Annotated in this window: 25 protein-coding genes and 1 pseudogene; 12 read left to right on the forward strand and 14 right to left on the reverse strand. The window is 67.5% G+C overall.

Going from position 1 to position 22,832, the window contains the following annotated elements; all coding sequences use genetic code 11:
* Window positions 1-225: 225 nt before the first annotated feature.
* Window positions 226-441 (forward strand): annotated as a pseudogene (locus ABEJ63_RS01340) (zinc ribbon domain-containing protein); the annotation flags it as partial.
* Window positions 442-486: 45 nt separating this feature from the next.
* Here the strand turns inward: ABEJ63_RS01340 and ABEJ63_RS01345 are convergent.
* Entirely contained in the window at window positions 487-1,452 is a 966-nt protein-coding gene (locus tag ABEJ63_RS01345) for a sugar phosphate nucleotidyltransferase (RefSeq protein WP_375794540.1), read from the reverse strand.
* A gap of 110 nt (window positions 1,453-1,562) precedes the next feature.
* Here ABEJ63_RS01345 and ABEJ63_RS01350 point away from each other — a divergent pair, with 110 nt between their 5' ends.
* Window positions 1,563-2,480, forward strand: coding sequence for a ribonuclease BN (locus ABEJ63_RS01350; protein ID WP_375794541.1), 918 nt, complete (start codon window positions 1,563-1,565; stop codon window positions 2,478-2,480).
* Here the strand turns inward: ABEJ63_RS01350 and ABEJ63_RS01355 are convergent.
* The 3 genes from ABEJ63_RS01355 to ABEJ63_RS01365 are packed head-to-tail and all read right to left on the reverse strand — an operon-like array spanning window position 2,477 to window position 5,099.
* A complete protein-coding gene (locus tag ABEJ63_RS01355; RefSeq protein WP_375794542.1) occupies window positions 2,477-2,938 on the reverse strand; it encodes a Mut7-C RNAse domain-containing protein in 462 nt (153 codons plus the stop codon). The genes ABEJ63_RS01350 and ABEJ63_RS01355 overlap by 4 nt on opposite strands.
* Complete coding sequence (gene polX, locus ABEJ63_RS01360) at window positions 2,935-4,671, reverse strand: DNA polymerase/3'-5' exonuclease PolX (protein WP_375794543.1); 1,737 nt, start codon at window positions 4,669-4,671, stop codon at window positions 2,935-2,937. Before polX ends, ABEJ63_RS01355 begins: the two co-directional genes overlap by 4 nt.
* The gene (locus ABEJ63_RS01365; RefSeq protein WP_375794544.1) at window positions 4,668-5,099 is read right to left on the reverse strand and encodes a DUF5788 family protein; all 432 of its coding nucleotides are present in this window, start codon (window positions 5,097-5,099) and stop codon (window positions 4,668-4,670) included. The genes polX and ABEJ63_RS01365 overlap by 4 nt, the downstream gene beginning before the upstream one ends.
* A gap of 183 nt (window positions 5,100-5,282) precedes the next feature.
* On the opposite strand from ABEJ63_RS01365, the gene ABEJ63_RS01370 reads away from it, so the two are divergent.
* From ABEJ63_RS01370 to ABEJ63_RS01395, 6 genes are all read left to right on the forward strand, one after another.
* Window positions 5,283-6,629, forward strand: a complete 1,347-nt coding sequence (locus ABEJ63_RS01370; RefSeq protein ID WP_375794545.1) for a D-aminoacyl-tRNA deacylase — start codon at window positions 5,283-5,285, stop codon at window positions 6,627-6,629.
* An 82-nt stretch (window positions 6,630-6,711) separates the two neighbouring features.
* Window positions 6,712-8,028 (forward strand): MFS transporter, encoded by a 1,317-nt coding sequence (locus tag ABEJ63_RS01375; protein ID WP_375794584.1) that lies wholly within the window; start codon window positions 6,712-6,714, stop codon window positions 8,026-8,028.
* A 144-nt stretch (window positions 8,029-8,172) separates the two neighbouring features.
* Complete coding sequence (ftsZ, locus tag ABEJ63_RS01380) at window positions 8,173-9,387, forward strand: cell division protein FtsZ (protein WP_375794546.1); 1,215 nt, start codon at window positions 8,173-8,175, stop codon at window positions 9,385-9,387.
* Between the two features lie 93 nt (window positions 9,388-9,480).
* Window positions 9,481-9,654 carry a protein translocase SEC61 complex subunit gamma gene (locus tag ABEJ63_RS01385; RefSeq protein WP_375794547.1) on the forward strand — a complete coding sequence of 58 codons (174 nt, stop codon included), beginning with the start codon at window positions 9,481-9,483 and terminating at the stop codon, window positions 9,652-9,654.
* Window positions 9,654-10,091, forward strand: a complete 438-nt coding sequence (locus ABEJ63_RS01390; protein WP_375794548.1) for a transcription elongation factor Spt5 — start codon at window positions 9,654-9,656, stop codon at window positions 10,089-10,091. The genes ABEJ63_RS01385 and ABEJ63_RS01390 overlap by 1 nt, the downstream gene beginning before the upstream one ends.
* Window positions 10,092-10,270: 179 nt before the next feature.
* Window positions 10,271-11,452, forward strand: a complete 1,182-nt coding sequence (locus tag ABEJ63_RS01395) for a CynX/NimT family MFS transporter (protein WP_375794549.1) — start codon at window positions 10,271-10,273, stop codon at window positions 11,450-11,452.
* Here ABEJ63_RS01395 and ABEJ63_RS01400 read toward each other — a convergent pair.
* Window positions 11,441-11,755, reverse strand: a complete 315-nt coding sequence (locus ABEJ63_RS01400; RefSeq protein WP_375794550.1) for a hypothetical protein — start codon at window positions 11,753-11,755, stop codon at window positions 11,441-11,443. The genes ABEJ63_RS01395 and ABEJ63_RS01400 overlap by 12 nt on opposite strands.
* A 45-nt stretch (window positions 11,756-11,800) precedes the next feature.
* Window positions 11,801-13,195, reverse strand: coding sequence for a cytosine permease (gene codB / locus ABEJ63_RS01405; RefSeq protein WP_375794551.1), 1,395 nt, complete (start codon window positions 13,193-13,195; stop codon window positions 11,801-11,803).
* 129 nt (window positions 13,196-13,324) lie between these two features.
* Between codB and ABEJ63_RS01410 the strand changes: the two genes are divergently transcribed.
* Window positions 13,325-14,605: a cytosine deaminase gene (locus tag ABEJ63_RS01410; RefSeq protein WP_375794552.1), complete on the forward strand. Its 1,281-nt coding sequence runs from the start codon at window positions 13,325-13,327 to the stop codon at window positions 14,603-14,605.
* On the opposite strand, the gene ABEJ63_RS01415 is transcribed toward ABEJ63_RS01410, so the two are convergent.
* Window positions 14,595-15,530 (reverse strand): alpha/beta hydrolase, encoded by a 936-nt coding sequence (locus ABEJ63_RS01415; protein ID WP_375794553.1) that lies wholly within the window; start codon window positions 15,528-15,530, stop codon window positions 14,595-14,597. The genes ABEJ63_RS01410 and ABEJ63_RS01415 overlap by 11 nt on opposite strands.
* Window positions 15,531-15,621: 91 nt before the next feature.
* Here ABEJ63_RS01415 and ABEJ63_RS01420 point away from each other — a divergent pair, with 91 nt between their 5' ends.
* A complete protein-coding gene (locus ABEJ63_RS01420; RefSeq protein ID WP_375794554.1) occupies window positions 15,622-16,371 on the forward strand; it encodes a PHP-associated domain-containing protein in 750 nt (249 codons plus the stop codon).
* 40 nt (window positions 16,372-16,411) lie between these two features.
* Here the strand turns inward: ABEJ63_RS01420 and ABEJ63_RS01425 are convergent, their stop codons facing one another.
* Window positions 16,412-16,927 carry a metal-dependent hydrolase gene (locus ABEJ63_RS01425; protein ID WP_375794555.1) on the reverse strand — a complete coding sequence of 172 codons (516 nt, stop codon included), beginning with the start codon at window positions 16,925-16,927 and terminating at the stop codon, window positions 16,412-16,414.
* 92 nt (window positions 16,928-17,019) lie between these two features.
* On the opposite strand from ABEJ63_RS01425, the gene ABEJ63_RS01430 reads away from it, so the two are divergent.
* A complete protein-coding gene (locus tag ABEJ63_RS01430; RefSeq protein WP_375794556.1) occupies window positions 17,020-17,928 on the forward strand; it encodes an alpha/beta fold hydrolase in 909 nt (302 codons plus the stop codon).
* On the opposite strand, the gene ABEJ63_RS01435 is transcribed toward ABEJ63_RS01430, so the two are convergent.
* From ABEJ63_RS01435 to ABEJ63_RS01450, 4 genes are read right to left on the reverse strand one after another with little or no spacing between them, the layout of a single operon-like run.
* Complete coding sequence (locus ABEJ63_RS01435) at window positions 17,911-18,741, reverse strand: hypothetical protein (RefSeq protein WP_375794557.1); 831 nt, start codon at window positions 18,739-18,741, stop codon at window positions 17,911-17,913. The two genes, ABEJ63_RS01430 and ABEJ63_RS01435, sit on opposite strands and share 18 nt — an antisense overlap.
* A gap of 31 nt (window positions 18,742-18,772) precedes the next feature.
* Window positions 18,773-19,165 (reverse strand): hypothetical protein, encoded by a 393-nt coding sequence (locus ABEJ63_RS01440; protein ID WP_375794558.1) that lies wholly within the window; start codon window positions 19,163-19,165, stop codon window positions 18,773-18,775.
* Window positions 19,166-19,168: 3 nt separating this feature from the next.
* The gene (locus ABEJ63_RS01445; protein ID WP_375794559.1) at window positions 19,169-19,423 is read right to left on the reverse strand and encodes a hypothetical protein; all 255 of its coding nucleotides are present in this window, start codon (window positions 19,421-19,423) and stop codon (window positions 19,169-19,171) included.
* Complete coding sequence (locus tag ABEJ63_RS01450; protein WP_375794560.1) at window positions 19,420-19,692, reverse strand: ubiquitin-like small modifier protein 1; 273 nt, start codon at window positions 19,690-19,692, stop codon at window positions 19,420-19,422. Before ABEJ63_RS01450 ends, ABEJ63_RS01445 begins: the two co-directional genes overlap by 4 nt.
* 84 nt (window positions 19,693-19,776) lie before the next feature.
* On the opposite strand from ABEJ63_RS01450, the gene ABEJ63_RS01455 reads away from it, so the two are divergent.
* A complete protein-coding gene (locus tag ABEJ63_RS01455) occupies window positions 19,777-20,598 on the forward strand; it encodes an N-acyl homoserine lactonase family protein (RefSeq protein WP_375794561.1) in 822 nt (273 codons plus the stop codon).
* Here ABEJ63_RS01455 and ABEJ63_RS01460 read toward each other — a convergent pair.
* Window positions 20,595-20,978, reverse strand: coding sequence for a hypothetical protein (locus ABEJ63_RS01460; RefSeq protein WP_375794562.1), 384 nt, complete (start codon window positions 20,976-20,978; stop codon window positions 20,595-20,597). The two genes, ABEJ63_RS01455 and ABEJ63_RS01460, sit on opposite strands and share 4 nt — an antisense overlap.
* A gap of 48 nt (window positions 20,979-21,026) precedes the next feature.
* The gene (arcS, locus tag ABEJ63_RS01465) at window positions 21,027-22,781 is read right to left on the reverse strand and encodes an archaeosine synthase subunit alpha (RefSeq protein ID WP_375794563.1); all 1,755 of its coding nucleotides are present in this window, start codon (window positions 22,779-22,781) and stop codon (window positions 21,027-21,029) included.
* Window positions 22,782-22,832: the final 51 nt, after the last annotated feature.

The following is a 22,832-nucleotide window of genomic DNA, read 5'->3' on the forward strand; positions in this document are numbered from 1 at the left end:
ATAACACGTTATGAGAAATGTGTACTAAAACCAATGACCGGACGTTGAATATCCGGTTGGAGTGGCGTCGGTGGGGTATCGGTTAGAGTGTCGGATTCATCCCGCGTCTAAAGGCGCGGGTATTCTCCTTGAGCTTTATAAAGCTCCCTAAGGGCACATTCCGAGGCACCCGACCTGCCTCGCCTGGAGAGCGAGGCTATCTTGACATAGTGAGAGAATCCCGGACGTGTTGAACGCAGCCTGTACGTCTGCGAGGCGTGTGGACTGGTCGCCAACGCTGACGTGAACGGAGCCGAGAACATCCGACAGAAGGTACTCCCGACTCTCACCTGCGACGGGGGAGATAGGGATAACGGCTGGATGGCACAGCCAGCGGTGCGTCTGTTCGACAAATCCACGGGGCAAGTCGCCCCACAAGAACAGGTGCGCCGCGAACCATAATATCCCACCGCTCGGGAAACCGCGCCGTTCACGGCGCGGAGGATGTCATTCGCCGTTCGTCAGCTTCGAGTGAGCACCCAGCAGCGCCCCCGCGAGGTCGATATCCTCGACACGGCTCTCTTCGTCGATGATAGAGTCGTGGATCTCGCAGTCGAGTACCGTCGCGTTCGGGAAGACGACGGTGTTCCGGAGTGTCGAGTCGACGATACGGGCGCCCCCCATGACGTGGACGTTCGGGCCGATATCGCTGTTCACCACGGTGGCGTCCTCGGCGACGAGCGTATCGCCATCGAGCGCCCACGCGACGGCCTCAAGATACGAGTCGGGCGTGCCGATATCGAACCACGCCTCCTCGAAGGGGAACGCGTACACGTCCCCCCGTTCGACGAGCCACTGGACGAACCAGCCCGGCTCGTCGGGGTTGTTGCCGTCCGCGAGGTACTCCTCGAACCGGAGTGACTCGCTGGGGAACGCGTAACAGGCGATAGAGACGAGGGTGCTCGGCGGGTCCGCGGGCTTCTCCTCGAAGTCGACGACACGGCCGTCGTCGACGTCGATTACCCCGTAAGCGGTCGCCTTCTCGCGGCTCCCCACGTCGTAGGCCGCGAGCGTCGGTGCACCTGTCTCCGCAAATCGGTCGAGGAACGCCGAGAGATCGAAGCCGATGAGATTGTCCCCCGCAACCACGAGCAGGTCGTCATCGATGCCCTCGCGGTCGACCAACTGGGCGAGCGCGCCAACGACCCCGAACTTCTCATCTTCCGCGGTCGTCTCCTCGACGGATAGCGTCGGCTTCTCGAACGGACTGTCGGCGAGATACGTCTCGAAGGTATCCGCGAAGGCGGCGTTGGTAGAGACGAACACCTCTTCGACCCGTTCGTCAGCCTCCAGCTCGGCGAACACACGGTCGATCACCGTCTGGTCGCCGACAGGCAACAGCATCTTCGGACGATGGCGGGTAATCGGCCAGAGTCGCGTGGCGTACCCGCCGGCGAGGACGACAGCCTTCATGCTCACAATCCACCGACGGTGTCGTTAAGGCCTTTTTCCATCTGGGCCGCTACCGGCCGTCTGTCATGCGTCTGACGCGGTTTTTTGCCGGTTGCCATGGAATGTGACGTATGACGAGCCTCGCTGACGTGTACGAGGGCGGCGCGGGCGGGGCCGACCGACGACGGCTGTACGCCGGCGTCGGGCTGTTCGCCGTCGGCGCCGCGCTGACCGTGGTCGGGATTCTGGTGGGTACCTCCGCAGGTGCAACCGGCGTGCTCGGGCTGGGGAAGTTCGGCGCTCGCGAACTGGCGGGCGTGCTTGCGGGGGTGGGCCTGCCGGCGACGTTCCTCGGCGCGATGACCGTCCTTCCGCGGGCCTCCTGGCGCATCCGCGCAGCCGGCTGGCTGGGCGCGGCCGTCGCACTGGCGGGCGTCGTCGCCTTCGTCGCCGTCTACCCCGGTCAGTGGTTCGGGATGACCCCCGACTACACGCTACCGGTCACCGCTCTCTACTTCGTCGGCGCCATCACCACGTTCTGGTGTCTGTTCGTTGCCGTCGCCAATTTCAAAGCGCGCAACGACCCCGGCGGCACCGTCCGGCTGGAGGTGACGAAGGCGGGCCGGACGAAGGTCGTCGAAGTGTCTAACGAGCGGCTCCGACAGGGGCTTGGCGGCATCGGTCTGCTCGGCGACGGTCCCGACGGCGAGGCGGCGACTCAGACGAACCGCGACCGACCCGCCACCGGGACAGCCGCCTCCGACGGCGGCGCCGAGGTGATGGAAACCGGCGGCGGGAGCGCTACCCAGAGCGAGCCGGCCGGCCCAGACACCGTCTCGACGCGCCCGACCCGAACGCAAGACCACCCGACGGGCCACGACCGCGGGCAATCAGACCCGGTGCCGACCGGCGACGATGCTTACTGTGGCAACTGCGCGAAATTCCGGTACGTCCGCACGGACGAGGGACTCCAGCCGTACTGTGGGCTCTACGACGAACCTATGGACGACATGGAGGCGTGCGACCAGTGGCTCCCCAACACGGACTAGAGTCCCGAGAGCGTCTCTTGTACCCGCTGCCAGTGTGACCCCTTCCAGAAGTGTTGGCCACAGGCACGACACCGCCAGACGGTCGTCTCCGCAGGATCACGCGAGTACTCCGGGACGTCGGCGTCGGCAGGAACCCGCACCAACTCACCGTTACAAACGCCACAGCGGCTCGGCTGGTCGGCGAGCGTGAGGTCGAGCCCGGCGGTCGCAAGTTCCTCCAACTGTGCCGTCGGCTCCCGCGCCGTAAGCAGGAAGCCCCGGTCACCGGCGTCCGCCGCGAGGTCAGCATCGCGAGTGAGCAGGCGACGGTCCTCTGCGCGAGCGGCCGCCAGCAGTGCATCATCCGCCTCGAGGCCACGGTCCAGTGCGTAGGCGGCGTCGTAGCCACAGAAGCGCAGGTAAGTGGCGAGGGTCCCACACATGACGTCGACCAGGAACGGCGGTGTGGGGGCGCTCACGCGTCCAAGAAGGCTGCCACCTCCTCGACGGGCCAGGCATTGAGTACGTCGGCCTGTTCGGCCCAGCCGCGGCGAGCAGTGTGGACACCGAACCGGGCGGTATCGAGGCGTGCAGGGGCGTGGGCGTCCGTGTTGACCGCGATTGTCGCGCCGGCCTCGATGGCCTGTTTCACGTAACCGCCCCGGAGGTCGAGCCGGTGGGGATTGGCGTTCACCTCGAGCGCAGTATCGTGGGCTGCGGCCGCGGTCGCGACCTGCTCCATATCGATATCGAGGCCGGCCCGGCGGTTGAGTAGCCGGCCCGTCGGATGGCCGAGCACGTCCACCTCGGGGTGTTCGACGGCGGTCAGCAGCCGGTCGGTGCCGTCGCCGTCGAGGCCGGCGTGTGGCGAGGCGACGACACAGTCGAGGGCCGCAAGGACATCGTCGTCGACGCTCACCGTCCCGTCGGCAGCGATATTCGCCTCAACGCCTGTGAAGACCGTCAGCGAGGTGTCGGCCGCAGCCTCGTGGACCCGGTCTGCAAGCGCCAGCAGTGCCTCGTCATCGAGCCCGACGCCACCGACCATCCCCGGGCCGGTCGCGTGGTCGGTGACCGCGAGATAGTCGTAGTCGTGGTCGACGGCCCCCGCTATCATCTCGGTGACGCTTGCGTCCCCGTCCGAGGCATCCGTGTGGACGTGGAGGTCACCGCGTAGGTCATCTGGCGCCAGCAGGTCTGGGAGAATGCCATCGGCTGCAGCCGCGAGTTCGCCGCGGTCTTCGCGCAATTCCGGCGGGATGAACGCAAGGTCGAGTGCGTCGTAGACGGCGCGCTCGGTGGCGCCGGCCACCCGCTCGCCGACCCGCTGGCCGGCGTCGGGATCATCGACGTCGGCGATATCGAAGACGCCGTACTCGTTCACCTTCAGGTCACGCTCGATTGCCCGGTTCCGGACACGGATGTTGTGGTCGCGGCTCCCGGTGAAGTACTGGAGTGCTGCTCCCCACTCATTGGTCGCGACGACCCGGAGGTCGACCCGGGTGCCGTCGACACGGAGACTCGCTTTCGAGGTCCCCGCCTCGATGACGTCCGCCTCGAAGTCGGTGAAGTGGTCGACCACAGCCGCGCCGGCGTCGCTGGCTGCCAGCAGGTCCACGTCACCGACGGTTGGCCGCCATCGGCGCAGCGACCCGGCTGGCTCGACGGCCTCGACGGCCTCGTGCTCGCGGAGATGGGCGGCTGCCCGGTCGGCCAGCGGCCGCGCGTCCCCGAGGAGCGTCCGCTCGTGGCTTCGGCGCGCGAACGCGATGCCGTCGCGGATGTTCTCCTCGGTCTTGGGGCCGAACCCTTTCACTGTCTGAATCTCGCCAGCCTCGGCGGCCGCCTCGAGGTCGTCGAGATCCTGGACACCGAGTGCCTCGTACAGCCGGGCGGCAGTCTTCGGGCCGACGCCCTCAACGCGCGTCACTGCCTCGATATCGATTGGCAGCTCTTCACGGAGCCGCTCCAGCTCTTCGATTTCGCCCGTCTCGATGTATTCGTGAATCTTGGCGGCGATCGCGTCGCCAACACGGTCGATCTCGGCGATGGCGTCTTCGCCGTCGGCGGCAAGCGTCTCGATGGCCACGGTGTGCCCGCGGACGTTATCCGCGGCCTGTCGGTAGGCACGGGGTTTGTAGTCGACGCCCGTTGCCTCCAGCCGATCGGCAATCTCCTCAAGTCGGTCTGCGACCTCGGCGTTCCGGCTCATCTGTTGACCGTCCCCTCGTCGCGGCCCAGTGCCTGTTTGAGGAAGTTCATCCACCGCTTGGTGTCCGCGGCCTCTTTGCGCTGCTGTTCTCCCTCGATATCCGTCGGTCCGAGCGATTCCAGCGCGTTCAGCGCCCGATCAATACCGATAATCGCGGCGGCTATCTGCTCGCCTTCCTCAAAATCCACCTCGCGGTCCTCGATCAACTGCTTCCGCTCGAGCCGCTCCCGACGCAGGTTCTTCTTTGCCTGCTCGACCCGCTCGCGCTCGCCGGCCGGGACGGTCTCTCGGCGCTTGATCTCGAAGACGAACTCCTGGAGGTCGACCATCTCGCCTTGCACCTCGATCCGCTCGGGAATGTCGGCGCCGACCGTCGCCCCTTCGCGGCCGATGCGCTCGAGCAGTATCTCCCGCTCGTACTCCTTCATTGCCCGAACCGACGGCCCCCACGAGTAAAATTCGCCCGCTCGTCGCTGTCAGGGCGCGCTCGTGGCGAACGTGTACACTACATATCGCTATATCAAATCTGGCCAGCGTGCGAACAGCTGCGCACAGCTGCCCCCGCCGACAGGTCGCAGGGGCTATGCGCCCGGAGCCGAACGCATCGATAGATGCTTGCCGTCGTCGTCTCGCAGGCCGACCGAGCCTCCGAGCATATCGGCCAGCGATTGCTGGAACTGGGCGACTGGACCGACTACAAAGACGACTCGCGGCCGCCCGCAGACGGTGGCGGCACCTACCACCGAATCGACGGCGAGCAGCCGGCCGAACTTCGCACGTTCACGGAGCTCCACATCCACGCGGAGGGGCTCGCTGAACCGTTCGATAACCCGGATCTGCTATTTGTCGTCTCGCGCCACTCTGGAGAGACGGGCCCACTGCTTACCGCCCATCCGACCGGTAACAGCGGGCCCGCGGACTTCGGCGGCGAACCAGGGGCGTTCGCGCGAGCAGCGCCGAACGCGCTCGTAGCACTGCTCGCCTCGTTCAACGAGCACGTGCCCGCAGGTTACGATGTCGGGATGGAATGCACCCACCACGGCCCGACCGACCTCGAGATTCCCTCGCTGTTCGTCGAGCTGGGGTCGGGCGACGAGCAGTGGGACGACCCCGCGGGCGCGCGGGCGGTAGCGCAGGCGGTCCTCGACTGTCGAGCCGTCGCCCCCGAGCGAGCGCGCCAGCTGGTCGGCTTCGGCGGTGGGCACTACGCACCACGGTTCGAGCGAATCTGCCGAACGACCGACTGGGCGGTCGGGCACGTCCTCGCCGACTGGGTGCTCGAGGCAATGCCCCATCCGCGCGAGGCGACGGCCGTCCTCGAGCGGGCCTTCGAGCAGTCGGGCGCCCGCCACGCTGTCGTCGAGGGCGACCGGCCCGTGCTCCAAGACGTCATCGAGGAGCTGGGCTACGAGGTGGTAAGCGAGACGTGGACCCGTGAGACGGCTGGCGTGCCGCTCCCGACTGTCGACCGATTGGAGACGGCACTGTCGCCGGTCGATGCGGGGCTCCGGTTCGGCGACCCAGCGCGCGGGTACGAGGGAGACCACATTGTCCGTGAGCTGCCGGCCGAGCTGACTGCTGAAGCGGCGAACGTGGACGCAACGGCTGCCCGCGGGGCCGTCGCGTCGGCGGCACTCGCCTTCGAAACGGAGGAAGGGGCGACACGGCCCGCCGGCCGCATCGCCCTCGCAGCCGAGGAGGATTTTGCAACCATCGTCGAGGGGCTGGCGGGTGTCCTCGAGTCGACCTATGAAACCGTCCGCGTCGAGTCGGAGGCCGTGGTCGCGATACGCGAGACCTTCGACCCTGGTACTGCCAGGGAACTGGGTGTGGAGCCGGGGCCGGCATTCGGACAACTGGCCGACGGCGAACCCGTCGAGGGGGACGGTCGCCAGGTAGAGCCGGCCGAGGTGCACGAGCGAGAGGAACAGCGGTTCCCCGTCGACGCGACGCGTTAAAGAGGCGAGGCAGTCTCTGCACGGCTGTGCGCCACAGAGAGCGTGAGGGCGGGCGGTGAGCCTGCTGACCCGCGCTGCGACGATGGGCCGAGGGTCGGTGCCCGATACCGACCGAGGACGACGGCGGGCGCTGGCGACCGTCCTCGCCATCGTGTTCATCGACCTGCTCGGGTTCGGGATTGTCGTGCCGATTCTCCCCTTCTATGTCCGATCATTCGGCGTCTCGGACGTGTTTATCGGCCTGCTGGCGGCGGCCTATTCGCTGTTACAGTTCGGATCCACGCCGGCCCTCGGCCGGCTCTCCGACGAGCGGGGCCGCCGGCCGGTGCTGGTGCTGTCGCTCGCGGGCGCGACGCTTGCGTGGCTCGTCCTCGCGCTTGGCGGCACGGTCGAGACAGCCTTCGGGACGGCTGCCGGGCTGGCGACGCTGTTCGTTGCGCGGGCGCTCGCAGGCGCCATGGGCGGCAATATCGCCGCCGCGCAGGCGTATGTCACCGACGTGACGCCGGCCGCCGAGCGGGCGGGCGCGCTTGGACTCGTCGGGGCGGCCTTCGGATTGGGGTTTGTCTTCGAGCCGGCACTTGGGGCCGTGTTCGCTAGCGACCCCGTCGTCACCGCAGCCGACCGGCTGCTGCCGGCGGTCGTCCCGGTGACAGCCGTCTCGCTGCCCAGCTTCGCAGCCGCGGGCTTCTCGGCGGTGGCCCTCGTGGCCACGGTGCTCGTGCTCCCGGAGCCGGACCGTACCCGGGCAGCGCCGGGGCCGCGCGGGCTGATTGCGCCCTTCCGCACGGCGCTGGCTGACGTCACGCTCCGGCCGCTTGTGGGTGTCTTCTTCGTCGCCAGCCTCGCCTTCTCCGGCGTGCAGGTGGCGTTCATCCCGTGCGTCGCCGACCGGTTCGGGTACACAGCGTCGGCGGCCGGGCTGCTGCTCACCTATATCGGCGCGCTCGGCGTCCTCAACCAGGGGGTGCTCGTCGGCTGGCTCTCGCGGCGCGTCCGGGACACGCGGCTGGCAGCCGCCGGCGCCGGCCTGCTGGTCGGTGCGCTGGCGACGCTCCCGTTCGCGACGGACCACGGGGCGTGCCTGCCTCCGTGGCTTTCGATATTCGGTGAGGGACCGCGGTTGGTCGTCCTGCTTGTCGTCCTCGCGGTGCTGTCGCTGGGCAACAGCCTCCTGAATGTCGGGCTTGCGGCGACCGTCTCGCGGAGCGCGAGCGAGGCGACACAAGGGACTGCCTTCGGCGTCACGCAGGGGGCCGGCTCGCTCGGTCGCACTATCGGCCCGCCGCTGATGACAGGCCTGCACGTGCTCGCGATTGCTGCGCCGTTCCTGCTCGGGGCGGGATTGACCGTGGGCGTGCTTGCGGCACTCGTCGGCATCGACCGGGCGCGACCGTGACCGTGGTTCTGTATCGCGGTCATTGGTTTATCGGGCCGGCGGCTCGCAGTCGACCGACACAGCAAAATCCGGCGACGAGCGTCCGACGCGCGTCAGACACCGAGGGAAAGATACAATACCCGCATGTGTGTAAGCCGTTTTCAAATGGATTCGATTATTGACGACGCCATCGACGAGGCCGAAGACGGAGACACGCCCGTCGACGGAAATCACGAGGCGGAGCCGGACGAGTCGGCCAACCAGGCCCCGAACGCCTCGGGGACGATGACTGACGAGGAACTGGCAGGCGTCGTCAGAGACCTCGAGACGAAGATCACCGTCGTGGGTTGTGGCGGCGCGGGCGGTAACACCGTCACCCGGATGGCCCGCGAGGGGATTCACGGCGCGAAGCTGGTGGCCGCAAACACGGATGCCCAGCATCTCGCGACCGAGGTCGAAGCAGACACGAAGATTCTCATCGGCCGCCAGCGCACGGGCGGGCGTGGCGCGGGGTCGGTCCCGAAGATTGGCGAGGAGGCCGCCCAAGAGAATATCGAGGATATCCAGGCGTCGATCGACAAATCCGACATGGTGTTCGTCACCGCCGGGCTCGGCGGCGGCACCGGTACCGGCTCCGCCCCTGTGGTGGCCCAGGCCGCCCAGGAGCAGGGCGCACTCACCATCGCTATCGTCACCATCCCGTTCACGGCGGAGGGCGAGCGCCGGCGCGCGAACGCCGACGCAGGCCTCGAGCGGCTCCGCGCGGTGGCCGACACGGTCATCGTCATCCCGAACGACCGGCTGCTCGACTACGCACCGAACCTCCCGCTGCAGGACGCGTTCAAAATCTGCGACCGCGTGCTGATGCGGTCGGTGAAGGGAATGACCGAACTCATCACGAAACCCGGGCTGGTCAACGTCGACTTCGCCGACGTGAAGACCATCATGGAGAATGGCGGTGTCGCGATGATCGGGCTCGGCGAGTCCGACTCCGAGAACAAGGCCCAAGACTCCATCCGGTCGGCACTGCGCTCCCCGCTGTTGGACGTGGAGTTCGACGGCGCTAACTCCGCGCTCGTCAACGTGGTGGGTGGCCCGGATATGTCCATCGAGGAGGCGGAGGGTGTCGTCGAGGAGATCTACGACCGCATCGACCCCGACGCCCGCATCATTTGGGGCGCGTCCGTCGACGAGAGCTTCGACGGAAAGATGGAGACGATGATCGTCGTCACGGGCGTCGAGTCGCCCCAGATCTACGGCAAAAGCGAGGCCGAACGCGAGAAGGCCGTCCAGCAGGGCCAAGGCGAAATCGGTGGCTCCCGCGAGGCGGGCGACCGGTCGCCGTCGCCGGCCGAAAGCGACACGGAATTCATCGACTAACCGGCTGGACGGCTGATCGACACACCGACACACCGACGCACCGACGCACCGACGGACCAACAGGTATAGAAAGCCCGCCGCAGAACCGTCAGTATGGACGTTCCGTACGATTTGGGCAGTTACGTGCGGGTGCTGAAGCTGGCCAGCACCCCCTCGTGGGAGGAGTTCTCCCGCGTCGCGCTCATCGCAGGGGCCGGCGTCGTACTCGTCGGCATCATCGGATTCCTAATCTTCGTCGTGATGTCGTTCCTGCCGGGTGGTCCCTAATGGGTATCTTCGCCGTCAAAACCACGGCCTCCCAGGAGCGCACCGTCGCAGATATGATTATGAATAAGGAGGAGCCGTCGATTCACGCCGCGCTAGCGCCCGATTCGCTCACCTCCTATGTGATGGTCGAGGCTGACGACGAGTCGGTGTTCGACCGCATCCTCGACGAGATTCCCCACTCGCGGGGCGTCGTCCCCGGGATGTCGGACATCTCCGAAGTGGAGCATTTCCTCTCGCCAAAGCCCGACGTCGAGGGGATTGCCGAGGGCGACATCGTCGAGCTCGTCGCCGGCCCGTTCAAGGGTGAGAAGGCACAGGTCCAGCGCATCGACGAAGGGAAAGACCAGGTGACCGTCGAACTGTACGAGGCCACCGTGCCAATCCCGGTGACCGTGCGCGGCGACCAGATTCGCGTCCTCGACAGCGAGGAACGGTAGCCGCCCATCGTCGTCTGACAGGAGCCTGTTTTGCGGAGGTTGACGTCGCGTTGGATACCGATGCGAACGTTATGACGAGTGTGTAAACCCTAGTTGACACACATCTGAACTCGGGCACTCGCCGACGCTGCGAGCCACAACCGCCGCCGATAAACCCGGGGCGGTCGTCGGCCCGCTCGATGAAGACTCGGCGGTCCTACGCGCTCACGCTCGTCGCCGCGGGCACGTACACCGGGCTGATGTTCTGCTGGTTCACGCTGCCCGCCTATCTGCCGACGATACGCGCGGAACTGGGGCTGACGGGGACAGAAGCCGGCCTCGCTGCCGGCGCCGTCCCAGCCACGTACATCCCCGTGGCGCTGGCATCCGGGCTGGTGATCGACCGGGTCGGCGCAGGCCGCGGCTTGGCGGTGGGTCTCGGGATAGTAGGGCTCGCGCAGGCAGGCCGGTCGGTCGTGGCCGGCTTTCCCGGCCTGCTGGCGGCGACGGTACTGCTCGGCGTCGGCGGAACAGCCATCACGTTCGGACTACCGAAGTTGGTCTCGCGGCTGTTCCCGCCAGACGCAACGGGGCCGCCCTCGTCGGTGTATCTGCTCGGCGCGTCCGCTGGGACGGCCAGCGCATTCGCCATCGGGCGGCCGATACTCGGGCCGGCCGTGGGCGGCTGGCGACCGCTGTTCCTCTACAGTGGACTCGTCGTGCTGACGTACGCCGCCGGCTGGGCACTCGTTGCACGGGCGTTCCTGCCTCGAGAGGCGAGTGACGGCTTCGACCAGGCGTCACTGATGCGCGACCTGCGAGCGGTCCTCGCCAGCCGGCCGCTCCGACTGGTAGTCGTGCTCGGTGTCGTCTACCTGTCGGTCGTCCACGGACTCCAAGGATGGCTGCCGACGGTACTCGAAGCGCGGGGCTTCCCCAGCGGGCGCGCCGGGCGGACGACGAGTCTGCTCGTGGTCGCGAACGCTGCCGGCGTATTGACGGTGCCTTCCCTTGCAGACCGCTACGATGCCCGTGGCCGGGCGGTGGTCGCCTGTGGTGGCGCCGTCACCGCCGGCCTGCTCGCTATCCTCGCCGGCGGAGTGGGGCCGCTGTTAATCGGGGGCATCTGTCTGGCCGGCGCGGGCGTCGGCGGACTGTCGCCGCTAGTCCGGGCGATTCCACCAGAACTCGACGGCATTGGCCCACGGTTGACTGGCGCGGCGGTTGGACTCGTCTTTGCAGGCGGCGAGGTGGGTGGATTTCTCGGGCCGGTCGTGATTGGCGCGCTGTTCGACCTGACAGGGACGTACGCAGCAGGATTGGGCGTCCTCGCTGTCGGCGGGCTCGCGGCCGTCGCCGCAGGCCTTCGGTTAGGCGTGTGAGCCAGCTGGCTCGCGGTCGCCGTCGTCGATACGGGCGACCACCTCGTCGAGATCGGCGGTCGTCTCGACGGCTTCGATGATGGACTCCCGGCAACGGATATCGTCGGCGTCGGCGTCGTAGGCGCGGACGTACTCGGCGCGCGAGTGCTCGTCGAAGGCGTGTCGGATAGCAAAGTACCCGTCGGGAAGCAGCGTGCCACAGACGGCACACTCAACGCGGGCGTGGTCGGTCGCCTGGTGCACGAGCAGGTCCTCAACCCGCTCGGCGTCGACCCCACACCCATCGATGGCACACGACCACATACCCGACCTGTGACCCGTGTTAAATATATACGTTCTGGCTCGCGGTCAGAGCCGCTCAGCGCCCGCGGCGACGTCGTGCCCGGGGAGCAGCCCCTGTTGCTCAAGCAGGTAGTAGGCGAGCACCTGCGCGAGGAAGCCCGCGACGAGTCCGTTCACCGCGGCACCCAGCGGACCCGGAAGCACAGCGGGCGCCGCGACGCCGGGCACGACCTGCCCGGCCGTGAGCACGGCTGCGAGACTGCCGACGGCGTAGGCGATGATGGCCGTCCAGCGGACATCAGTGAACGCGACATCGTCCATCCGGGGGACGGCGAGCCGCCAGCAGAGCAGGAAGTCGGCGATGATGACGCCGCCAAGCGGCGGGACGTAGTTGCCGAGCGTCCTCAGCCACGGAACGAGAAGGTTCCCCGCGCCGACGAGTGCCAGCAGGATGCCGACGGTACCACCCGCAAGCACGAACGGCCGCTTGCGATCAAATTCGAAGGCCTCGCTGCCCGCGACGCCGAACGCGTAGGCAGCGTTGTCGTTGGTCGTCCAGATGTTCAAGATGAGTGCGATAAGACCGACGGCCGCCAGGCCCTGTGCGGCGAGCACCTCGTAAAGATCGCCTGCAGGGGTGACATCGTACACCGCGCCGCCGACGGCCCCCGACAGGAACAGGAAGCCGTTGCCGACGAGGAAGGCCACGAGGCCGGCCCAGAAGCCGACCCGGGAGTCGCTGGCGAACCGCGCCCAGTTGGGCGCCTGTGTCCCCCCACTGATGAACGTCGCGATGACAACGGTGACGGCCGCGGCGAACGTCATCTCGCCGGTGCCCGAACTCCCGAGCAGCGCGTCGAGGCCACCGGCGTCGCCGACGGCAATCCCCATCGACGCCAGTCCGACAATCACGAGGACTGGAACCGCCACCAGTGACAGTTTCTCCATCCCGTCGTAGCCGAAGTATGCCGTCGCGAGGTGGAGCAGGCCCCACACGAGGACGAGGACCGTCGTGAATAGCGGCGTGTTGACGCCAAGAAACTTCGCCGTCGGAATCGCCACCAGCGGGATGGTAACGCCGAACCAACCCACCTGCGTCCCGCCCAGCAGGAGGTCGGCGAACTTCGCTCCCCAGCGGCCGAAGCTGTAGCGCGCGAGCAGTACGGTCGTCAGCCCCATCTTCGCGGCGATGCCACACAGCGCCGCGACGTACACCCCCAAGACGGCGTAACCGACGGCCATCGCCGACAGCATCGGCACGAAGCCGATGGCAGCGCCCACGTCCGCACCGGCCCAGATAGTGCCTGCAAAGAACACAAAGCCCAGCAGCACCGCCGAGATGCTGACGAGCCCCTTCCGTTCATTCGCAGGCACGTGGTCAATTGGATAGTCCGGGTCGGGAAGCGCCTCGTCACCGAACACGAACCGCCGCACCGCCGAAGTGTCGTCTTCTGCTGCCATTCGGTCGGTCGTGGACGGCCCCGATAGAAAAGTCGTCGGACTCCGGAATCGTCTGCGACGAATGCACACATTCGTGCGCCGGTCGCCGCGGGACGCCGGTTATTTGCCCGTCGGGGGCGGCGTGTCGGTATGTCCGACTACGTGGTCACTGACGCCCGCACGCTCGCGGGCGACCGTGTGGATATCAAAATACGCGACGGCGCAATTGCCGCCGTCGGCCCGGATGTCGCAGACCCCGGGAGTGTCCCTGCGGACCGGCACTTTGCCGCCGACGGGCGACTCGTGACGCCGCCGCTGGTCGAGCCGCATCTCCATCTGGACGCGACGGGGACCGCGGGCGACCCGCGTTGGAATCAGTCTGGCACGCTCGCGGAAGGAATCGACATCTGGGCCGACTACAAGGAGGGGATTGACGCCGACGACATCATCGAGCGGGCGACCCGCACCGTCGAGTGGTACGCCGCCCACGGCGTCACCCGAATCCGCACGCACGCCGACGCCACCGAGCCGTCACTGACGACGGTGAAGACGCTGTGTGCGCTCCGCGATACGGTGGCCGACCTCGTTGACCTGCAGGTAGTGGCATTCCCGCAGGACGGCATCTTGACGCGCGAGCGCAACGAGCGACTGTTCCGCGAGGCGATCGAGGCCGGTGTCGATGTCGTCGGCGCCATCCCACACAATGAGCACACCCGCGAGGACGGCGTCGCGAGCGTGCAGCTCGCCTGTGACCTCGCCGAGGAGCATGCCCTCCCGCTGGACCTGCATATCGACGAGACGGACGACCCCGGCTCGCGGTTCACGGAGGTGCTGGCGAGCGAGGCCATCAAGCGGGACATCGGCGACCGGACGACCGCCAGTCACGCGACGGCGATGCACTCCTACGATAACGCGTATGCTGCGAAGGTGGTGTCGCTGCTGGCCGAGAGCGGCGTCAGTGTGGTGACGAACCCGCCGGATAACGCCGTCCTACAGGGCAGTTACGACGACTACCCGCGGCGACGCGGCCACACCCGCATCGACCAACTGCAGACCGCGGGGGTGACCGTCGGGCTGGGCCACGACTCCGTGCTCGACCCGTGGTATCACTACGGCGTCGGCGACCCGCTGGACGCCGCGTTCATTCTCATCCACTACGCGCACATGGCCGGCCGCGAGGATGTCGCAACGCTGTGGGAGATGCTCACGGAGGCGAACGCCGCAGTGGTCGGTGCCGACGACTACGGGCTGGCAGCCGGCACCGAGGGATCGCTCGTCGTCTACGAGGCGACCGATGGCTTCGACGCGCTCCGTCGGCAGGCTCCCCGCCGGCTCGTCCTCCGGGATGGCGAGCCGATCGCCGAAACAGCACCCGCGGAGACGACGCTTTACCGTACCGACGAGAGCCGAGCGCTCGACTTCAGCTATTGAGCTGGGCGGCGAGGTGGTCGATGGCGTCGTCGCCGGTGTCCACCTCCTCGGAGAGGCTGACGAAGCCGTGAATCATCCGCTCGTGGTGTTGGTGGTCGACAGGGACGCCCGCGTCCGCCAGCCGCTCGGCATACGCCATCCCCTCATCGCGTAACGGGTCGAACCCTGCGGTGAGGACCGTCGCCGGTGGCAGCCCTGAGAGATCACGCGCCAACAGCGGGAAGGCGTACTCGTTCCGGTTGTCCGCCGCGTCGGCGATATACCGCTCATAGAACCACTTCATGCCGGCGTACTCGAGGAAGTAACCCTCCCCGTTCTCGTCGTAGCTGTCGTGGTGATGGAGTTCCAGCGAATCGACGGCTGGGTAGATCAGCAGTTGGTGCTCGAAGGCAGGCCCGTCCCGGTCGCGGGCCATCAGGGTCACGGCCGCGGTGAGGTTGCCACCGGCGCTGTCGCCGCCGACAGCGATCCGGTCAGGGTCGACATCGAGCAGGTCTGTGTGGTCGGCGACCCACTCGGCAGCGGTGTAGCTGTCTTCGACGGCCGCCGGGAACGGGTGTTCGGGCGCCATCCGATAGTCGACACTGACGACGACACGGCCGGCCCGGGCCGCCAGCTTCGCGCAGATGTCGTCGTACTCGTTGAGGCCGCCGACCACCCAACCGCCGCCGTGGAAGTAAACGAGCGCCGGGAACGGGCTGTCGCCGTCAGGGCGGTACACCCGGACGGGGATCTCTGACTTGGGGCCCGGAATCGTCAGGTTCTGCATCGACACCTCGTCGGGCAGGAACGACTGATCATCGCGGACGAACAAGTCGCGCAATAACGCGCGCGCTCCGTCCGTCGAAAGGGCCTGAATCGGGGGGACGTTTCCGGCCTCCATCTCCGCCAGCACGGTGTCAACCTGAGAATCGAGCTCTGTCATGAGCCGTGGCAACACACGGTGAGCGGATACATAACTGTCGGGGCCGCACCCAGAGCGGAACCGCTAAACCCCGACCGGCCCTCCCTCGGGCGTGTTCCGCGTCGACCCACACGTGAAGCTGCTCGGCGAGCGGGTCGCCGAGCGAGCCAAACGGCGGGGCCTCGACGCGCTCGTGTACGCGCCACACTTCACCCGACTGCCGGAAATTCGCGCTCGCGCACGGCGTTTCTCCGACGAAGATCTCGTAGTCGTCCCCGGTCGCGAGGTGTTCACGGGGACGTGGCGCAACCGCCGGCACGTCCTCATGCTGGGGTTGTCGGAGCCTGTCCCGGACTTCATCACACTCAGGGGGGCGATGGCGGAACTGCGTCGCCAGGACGGCGTCGGGCTGGTCCCGCACCCGGAGTTTGCGACGGTCAGCCTCTCGACCGACGAGATACAACGTCACCGTGAAGGGCTGCATGCCGTCGAGACGTACAATCCCAAGCATCGCCGCCAGCACAACGACCGGGCGCGGGCGATCGCCCGCGAGACGGGTTTGCCGGCGTTCGGCTCCTCGTACGCCCATCTCCGGGGGACCGTCGGCGAGGTGTGGACAGAGGTGGATGCACCGCTGCGCGGCCGCGAGTCGATCGTCCAGGCGTTCCGGGAGGGGACCGACCGGCGCGTGTTCCACCGCGATGGGCCGGCCCACGCCCTCCGCCGGCACGTCGAGTTCGCCCATCTCGGCTACGAGAACACCTGGCAGAAGCTCGATCGCGTGTTTCTGTCGGGTGCGGAGCCGACCCATCCGCACAACGTCGCCTACGAGGGCCGGTTCGACGACGTAGCCGTCTACTAACGACCAAGGCGAGTGTCCCGGGGCTTGTCTCAGAGACGGTTCACTGCACGACGTTCGTCGCATTGACGCCCGCGTCGAACGGGAGGCCGGCAATCACCGCTTCGAGCACGCCCGGGGCGACGTGGACGAGCAGGGCGATGGCGATGAGTTCTGCGCCTGTTATCACGACGGTGACGAGGTTGGCGTACTTCGAGGAGGTGGTGACACCGGTGGGGAAGCCGAACTCGCGGGTGGAGAGCGGGTAAAAAAGGGCAATCCCCCGCGTCGACCCCACGACGTCGAGCACATAGTGTGTGAGTACGCCAATCCAGACGTATTGGAGGTTGCCGAAGTAGAGGGGATACGCGAGGAAGACGGCGAGCACGGGCAGGTTGTGGAGCGTCTTGCGATGTGTGCCGAAGGCCGTGTCGACGTCAGGGAACAGCGCGCCAAGCGTCACCGGAACGAGCGTGGCGGCAATGGTGCGGAACGTCGCGATGTCGCCGGCCGGCTCCAGCACGTAGCTGAGCCCGATTGCGAGCAACAGCCCGTTGAGCACGTGGCCTTCCTTGTTCATACACCCTCGACAACACGACGGGTAACAAGCCTACCGAGACGGGGCGACGGTGCTACGCTACGCCTATGACCCCGGAGGTTCTCGGCTTGGGTATGGACACCGCCGAGGAGTGGGCGGAGGCGGAGGGGTTCGAGACCGGCTTCGTCGACGGGCCGGAGGTGCGCCTCCACTACGTCGCCGCGGGACCGCGGTCAGCGCCGCTGGTCGTCCTCTTGCACGGTTTCCCCGAGTTCTGGTATGCGTGGCGCAACCAGCTAGGGCCGCTCGCCGAGGAGTATCGCGTCGTCGCGCCCGACCTCCGGGGGTACAACCGCTCCGATCGCCCGAGCGGCGTCGACGCCTACCGACTCGACCGGCTTCGGACGGATATGTACGAGCTGATCCAGTCGTTCGGGCGCGGCGAAGCACACTTGATTGGCCACGACTGGGGCGGCACGCTCGCACTCTCGTTCGCCCGACACCATCCTGCCCACGTCGGCCGGCTTGTGGTCGCCAACACGCTCGACACCGAGCGGCTCCGCACACAATTGCGGGGCACACAGCTGTTGCGGTCGTGGTACGCAGCGTTCTTCCAGCTCCCGTGGCTCCCCGAGACGGTGGCAGCCGCCGGTGACTACCGCGCGCTCCGGGCGAGTTACGAAGAGACGGCGGTCCCGGACGCGTACACAGAGACAGACATCGAGCGCTACCGGACCGCCTGGGAGCGAGACGGCGCCCTGACGGCCGCGCTCAACTACTATCGGGCAGCCGGCCGTGCGGCGGTCCGCAACCTATTCTCGCTGGAGGCGGCCGACCGCATCTATGTGCCCACCCGTGTGTTGTGGGGCCAGCAGGACGACGCGCTCGGGCCGGAAGTCGCCGACGCGCTGTGTCGCGGCATCGATGACCCCGAGCTGGTCCGATACGACGAAGCCACCCACTGGCTCCACGCCGAGTATCCCGACCGGTTCACCGCCGACGTGCGCGAGTTCATCAGCGAGGCGTCAGCGACCCGCCACTGAGGCGGTACGCGTGTCGGAGAGCGCCGTTACGACAGTCTCGGGGGCCTCCATGTCGGCAGTGGCACAGGTGATAGCAGGGCGCCAGCCACGCCGCTCCAGCCGGAGTTCCTCGGCATCCAGCGTTACCGTTGTCACGGCCGCGCGGTCGAGCAGATAGTACGCCTCCGGACCGCCGTACACCAGCACGTCGTCAGTCAGCTGGAACTGCCGTTGCTCGGTCGTCTGGCCCCACAGCCCGAGACTCGAACCGACGAAGGCGAGAAAGCCCGGCTGCCGTGTGCCGGCTGCAAGCGCCACCGCGGCGAGGGCACAGCCGAGTGCGCCCGCACGCCACCGCCGGCGACCAGTGGGGCCAGGCCGAGCCGACCATTCGGCAGGTTCCGCCTCGGCAAGCCGAGCTCGGGCCTCGGCGTTGCGTGCCATCACCAGCAAAATCCAGCCCAGACCGGCGACAATCAGCCCGCCAAACAACGCCGGGACAACAATCTTGATCGGAGCGCCGATGACAAGCCCTGCGAGGCCGCCCAGCGCAGGGAGCCCACCGACGGCCGCCGGGAACCACGCGACGCTGCTCGCGTAGAGCGGCCGTGGATGCACATGGCGTGGAAGGCCGGCCACACCGATAATCAGCCCTGCCCCGGTGACGGCGTCCACACTCCCGGCGACGAGTGCGAGTGCAAGCTGCTCGGTCGGTCGACCCTGGATGGCCAACACACCGACCCCGGTGACCGTGACCACTGCCCCGAGATAGACCGCGACGACGAACTCGTACGTCGGGCCGATGCCCGTGCGCTCGGCTGACGAGACAGACACACAACATGATTCGATAGCGTCGAAAAAAGTGCTACTCTTGGCCGATGACGACCGCTTCCCGCAGGTCCAGCGCCGTCTCGAACTCCGCGTGCCGGTCGGCCGTCTTCCCGGCGTGCAGCAGTTGTTGGCGATGGGCACGCGCGACAGCCTCGTGGTCGCGGCGACGCCAGTCGAGTCGTTCGCCCACGTCGGCCCAGTGGCCCTCGTCGACGAGGTACGTCTCGTAGTCGTCGGTTGCGAGCGGCTGCTCGTACTGGCGCTCGTAGCGGTCGCGGCGGTCGGCAAGGAACGTCTGGGCGGCCGTCAACAGCTCCGAGAGGCGGGTCGGCGGCACGCTCGCGCGGGCGGCCGCCAGCATGTAGGGTGTGCCGGTAATCGGGTGGGCGGGGTCGTCGCCGCCGTCGAGCGGGTCGTCGTCCGCCACGGCTCAGCCGCCCGCGCGCATCGCCTTCCGCGAGAAGTCCTCGATGAGCGGCTCCAGCCGCTCCTCGGGCCCCTCGAAGACGATCGTCACCTCGGACAGCTCCATCGACCCCGCGACGTTGACCACCTCCGAGTCGAGTTCGGCGGTCCAGTCATCGCCTTCGATACGGTCGTCGGATTCGCCCTCGCCGCCGAGATTGCGGAGATACTGGGCTGCGAGCCGCTGGCTGATCCCGCGGAATGCCTTCTCCTGTCTCATCCGCCTGCAACCGGAGGGAAGACGCTCACGGTGTCACCGTCTTCGACGGGCGTGGCGGTCCCCTGCATGTGGGTCACCTCGCGGCCGTCTTTGAGTACACTCAGCTGGGGGCGAATCTCGCCATCCTCGAGGATGTCACCCGCCAGTTCCGGCCACTCGTCTTCGACGGCGGCGAGCACTTCCCCCACCGTCGTGGCGTCGTAGTCGCGCTCGACGGTCTTCTGGCCGACCGCGGCGCGGTAGGTGGCGAAGAACCGCAGTTGTATCATACCTGTTCCTCGCGCGGCACCCGATAAAGGTTGTCGGACGCCGGTAGCCCCGACACATTTGCGTCCCCCGGCCGACCGCCCGCTATGGCCGACACAGACACAGCCGCCGACCCGACCGTCAACGTCCTCGACCGCGGGACGATGCGTATCGACCTCAACTATCCGATCGAGGGGGCGGTCACCGCCACCGAGTCAAACCCGAATCCGGACGCCGTCCGCGGGGACGGCCCCGTGTTCAACCTCCTCATCGAGACGGCCGACCGGACGCTGCTGTGGGACACCGGCTCACATCCACAGGCCGCCGACGGCCACTGGCCCGCCGAGGTGTACAATACGTTCACGCACCACGATGCCGCCGACCATCCCCTGCCGGCTGCCCTCGCCGACCACGAAGTCGAAATCGATGATATCGACGCTATCGTCCAGTCACACCTCCATCTCGACCACGCGGGTGGGCTCCACAACTTCGCCGGCACGGACGTGCCGGTGTACGTTCACGAGCAGGAACTGCGCGAGGCCTACTTCGCGGCCGCCACCGGAGAGACGGGCGCGTATATCCGCGACGACTTCGATCACGACCTCGCGTGGGAGCCGCTGTACGGCGACGGTGGCCTCCTGTTCGAGGGGATCGAGTGGATTCACCTGCCGGGCCACACGCCCGGTCTGATTGGCCTGCTCATCGAGGCAGGGGCTGCCGACGGCCGGGACCTGCTGATCGTCGGCGACCTCGCATACACGGCGCACAACTACGAGGACGGGCATCCGATGGGGCGTGATCTGCTGGATTCCCGGCCGGACTGGCGGGCCAGCCTGCGACGCGCCCGCGATATCGAGCGGCGTCGGGACGCGCTCGTCATCTACGGCCACGACCCCGAACAGGTTGCCGCCCTTCCGGAACTGCTCTAATCGCGGTTCAGCCGGATGCCGTCGTCGGCAATGCGGTAGGTGCGCTCGCGGTCCAGTCGGTCACCGAGGTCGGCGTGGTCGTACAGCTGGTCGATAAGAGAGACACAGAAGTTGCGCCACGCGATAGCGTGGATGGGCGACTGCCCCCACGCCCGGAGTTCGGGAACGAACGCGTCGTACCGCTCGGCGCGGTCCTCGAGATGTTCGACCACGTCGAGTACCTCCCGTGCGATTTCGGCGTCGTCGTCGGCCGTCTCGATGGTGGCGTTCACGCTGCGCTCGTAGCCTTCGAGCGCCCGCTCCATGTCCTGCGGTCCGACGCTCTCCTCAGGCAGCGAGTCGAGCACGCTCCGGGGGATACCAAGGTCGACCTTGTCCATGTCATCGGGTGGGCGACGAGGCGCAAAAAGCCGGTGGTCGCCGGCAGGTCACCGCTCGCTCGCGTGGCGCACGTCGACGGCGACGCCTCGCGAAGAGGCAGCCATCTCCGGCCCGGACATCGCCGCACGGCCCACCGCGAACGCCGCCGGCCCGTCGACGACCACCTCGTCGCCGACACGGATATCGTCGCTCGCGTCGATGACACCCGGCGCCAGTACGCTCCCCTGTGGGACGAACGCGTCGATATCGACCCGCTTGGTCGGCGCGTCCGATTCGACCCAGTGGCGCCCGCCCGCTAGCGTGAACGAGAGCGTGCCGTACTGGGCGACGAGCGTCGCCAGCTGCTCGCCCTCGTGGGTGACCCGCAGCTTGGGATAGCGGCCGCCGGTCGCGATATCGGCGAACAACTCGTCGCCAGCACCGTCGCCAAGCAGGTAGTCGGCGATCGCCCGGACAGTCGCGTGTTCGCGCTCTCGCTTCCCGTAGGCGTCCACGCCCGCGAGCGCACTGTCCAGGTTCGCCAGTGACTCGTCAGTCGTCGGGTGGTCGACGACGGTGTACTCGAACTCAACATCGAGTGCGTCAGCAACTCGCTCGGTGATCGGCTGGTAGTCCTCGGGGATGTGTGCAATCAGCCGGGTGTAGGCGTCACGCGTGCGCTCGAGATACCGCTCCAGCACGCTCGCGACAAAGGCATATTCCCCTTCCGTCCACTCGCCGGTGACGACCGAGTCGTAGTGTTGGGCGGGGTAGGTGAGTTCGAGTTCGTCCGGGACGACACCGATAGGCGAGGTCATCGAGACGATGTGTCCGCGGTAGGAGATGGCCCGCGAGAACTGCGTGTGGCTCTGTGACTCGCTGTACGGCTTGCGGGCCGAACACGGCAGCAGGACGAGCGGGCGGTCGGTCAGCCGGGGGCGATACCGCGAGGTGACACGATCGGCGAACCGCTGGATTTCCGGGCGGCCGAGCGACTCCTCGCTGGCCGCGAGCAGGTCGCTCCGCCGGAGGATCGGCGTCCGCGTCTCGGCATAAGCGTACTCGGCATCGAGCCGTCGCAGGATGGCGGTCGTCCACGCTTCGTGGCGGGCGGCCCCCTCGACGTACGAGCGGAGTCGGCCGTCGCGAATCCGCTGGCGCACCCGTGCGAGTTCTGCTCGCAGCGCGTTGACGTTGTGTTCGGCGCAGTCCTGCCGGGTGAAGGCATCACGGGGTGTTCGACAGGCCTCGCAGGCACAGGGAAGCTCGTCGAGGTCCTCAAGGAAGTGCTCGCCGTCCGTGTGGAGATAGAACCCCTCGGTACCCCGGACGTACGCGTAGTCGGTATCGAAGAGGTCGACACCGGCGTACGCGAGCGTGGCGACGGTCGCTGGCGTCGCAACCCCCGGCAGATAGAGGGCGGTATCGGGCGGGGTCGCCCGCTTAGTCGCAAGGAGGGCGTCGACGAACCCCTCGGCGTAGCCGCGCAGCCCCGATGCGGTCGAGAGCACGTACGCGTCGGCACCGTAGTCCGCGGCGGTATCGGGCGCGACGACGGCCGCGCTCGGGTAGTCCACATCGGGATATTCGACCTGAAACGCCTCCCGGACCCGCGCGTCACTGCCCGCGGGCAGGGCACGGTGCGGCAGGACAGTGAGCTGTGCCTCGTCGCCGTCGGGAGGTTCAGAGTCCTCGCGCCAGCGACTGCCGGCGTCGTGGAGCACCTCGTCGACCAGCGCGGGCGTCCGGAGGGGCTCCGCGAGGCGGAGTTCGCCCAGCCGGGCGGGCCCGTCTCGGGCGCGGACCTCGAAGTAGTCGGTCATTGGCTGGCCTCGGAGACCGACGCTTAATTCGCTTCCCTCTTCTGGCGCCCG

The organism is Halosegnis sp. (genome assembly GCF_042216475.1).
Lineage (GTDB): Archaea > Halobacteriota > Halobacteria > Halobacteriales > Haloarculaceae > Halosegnis.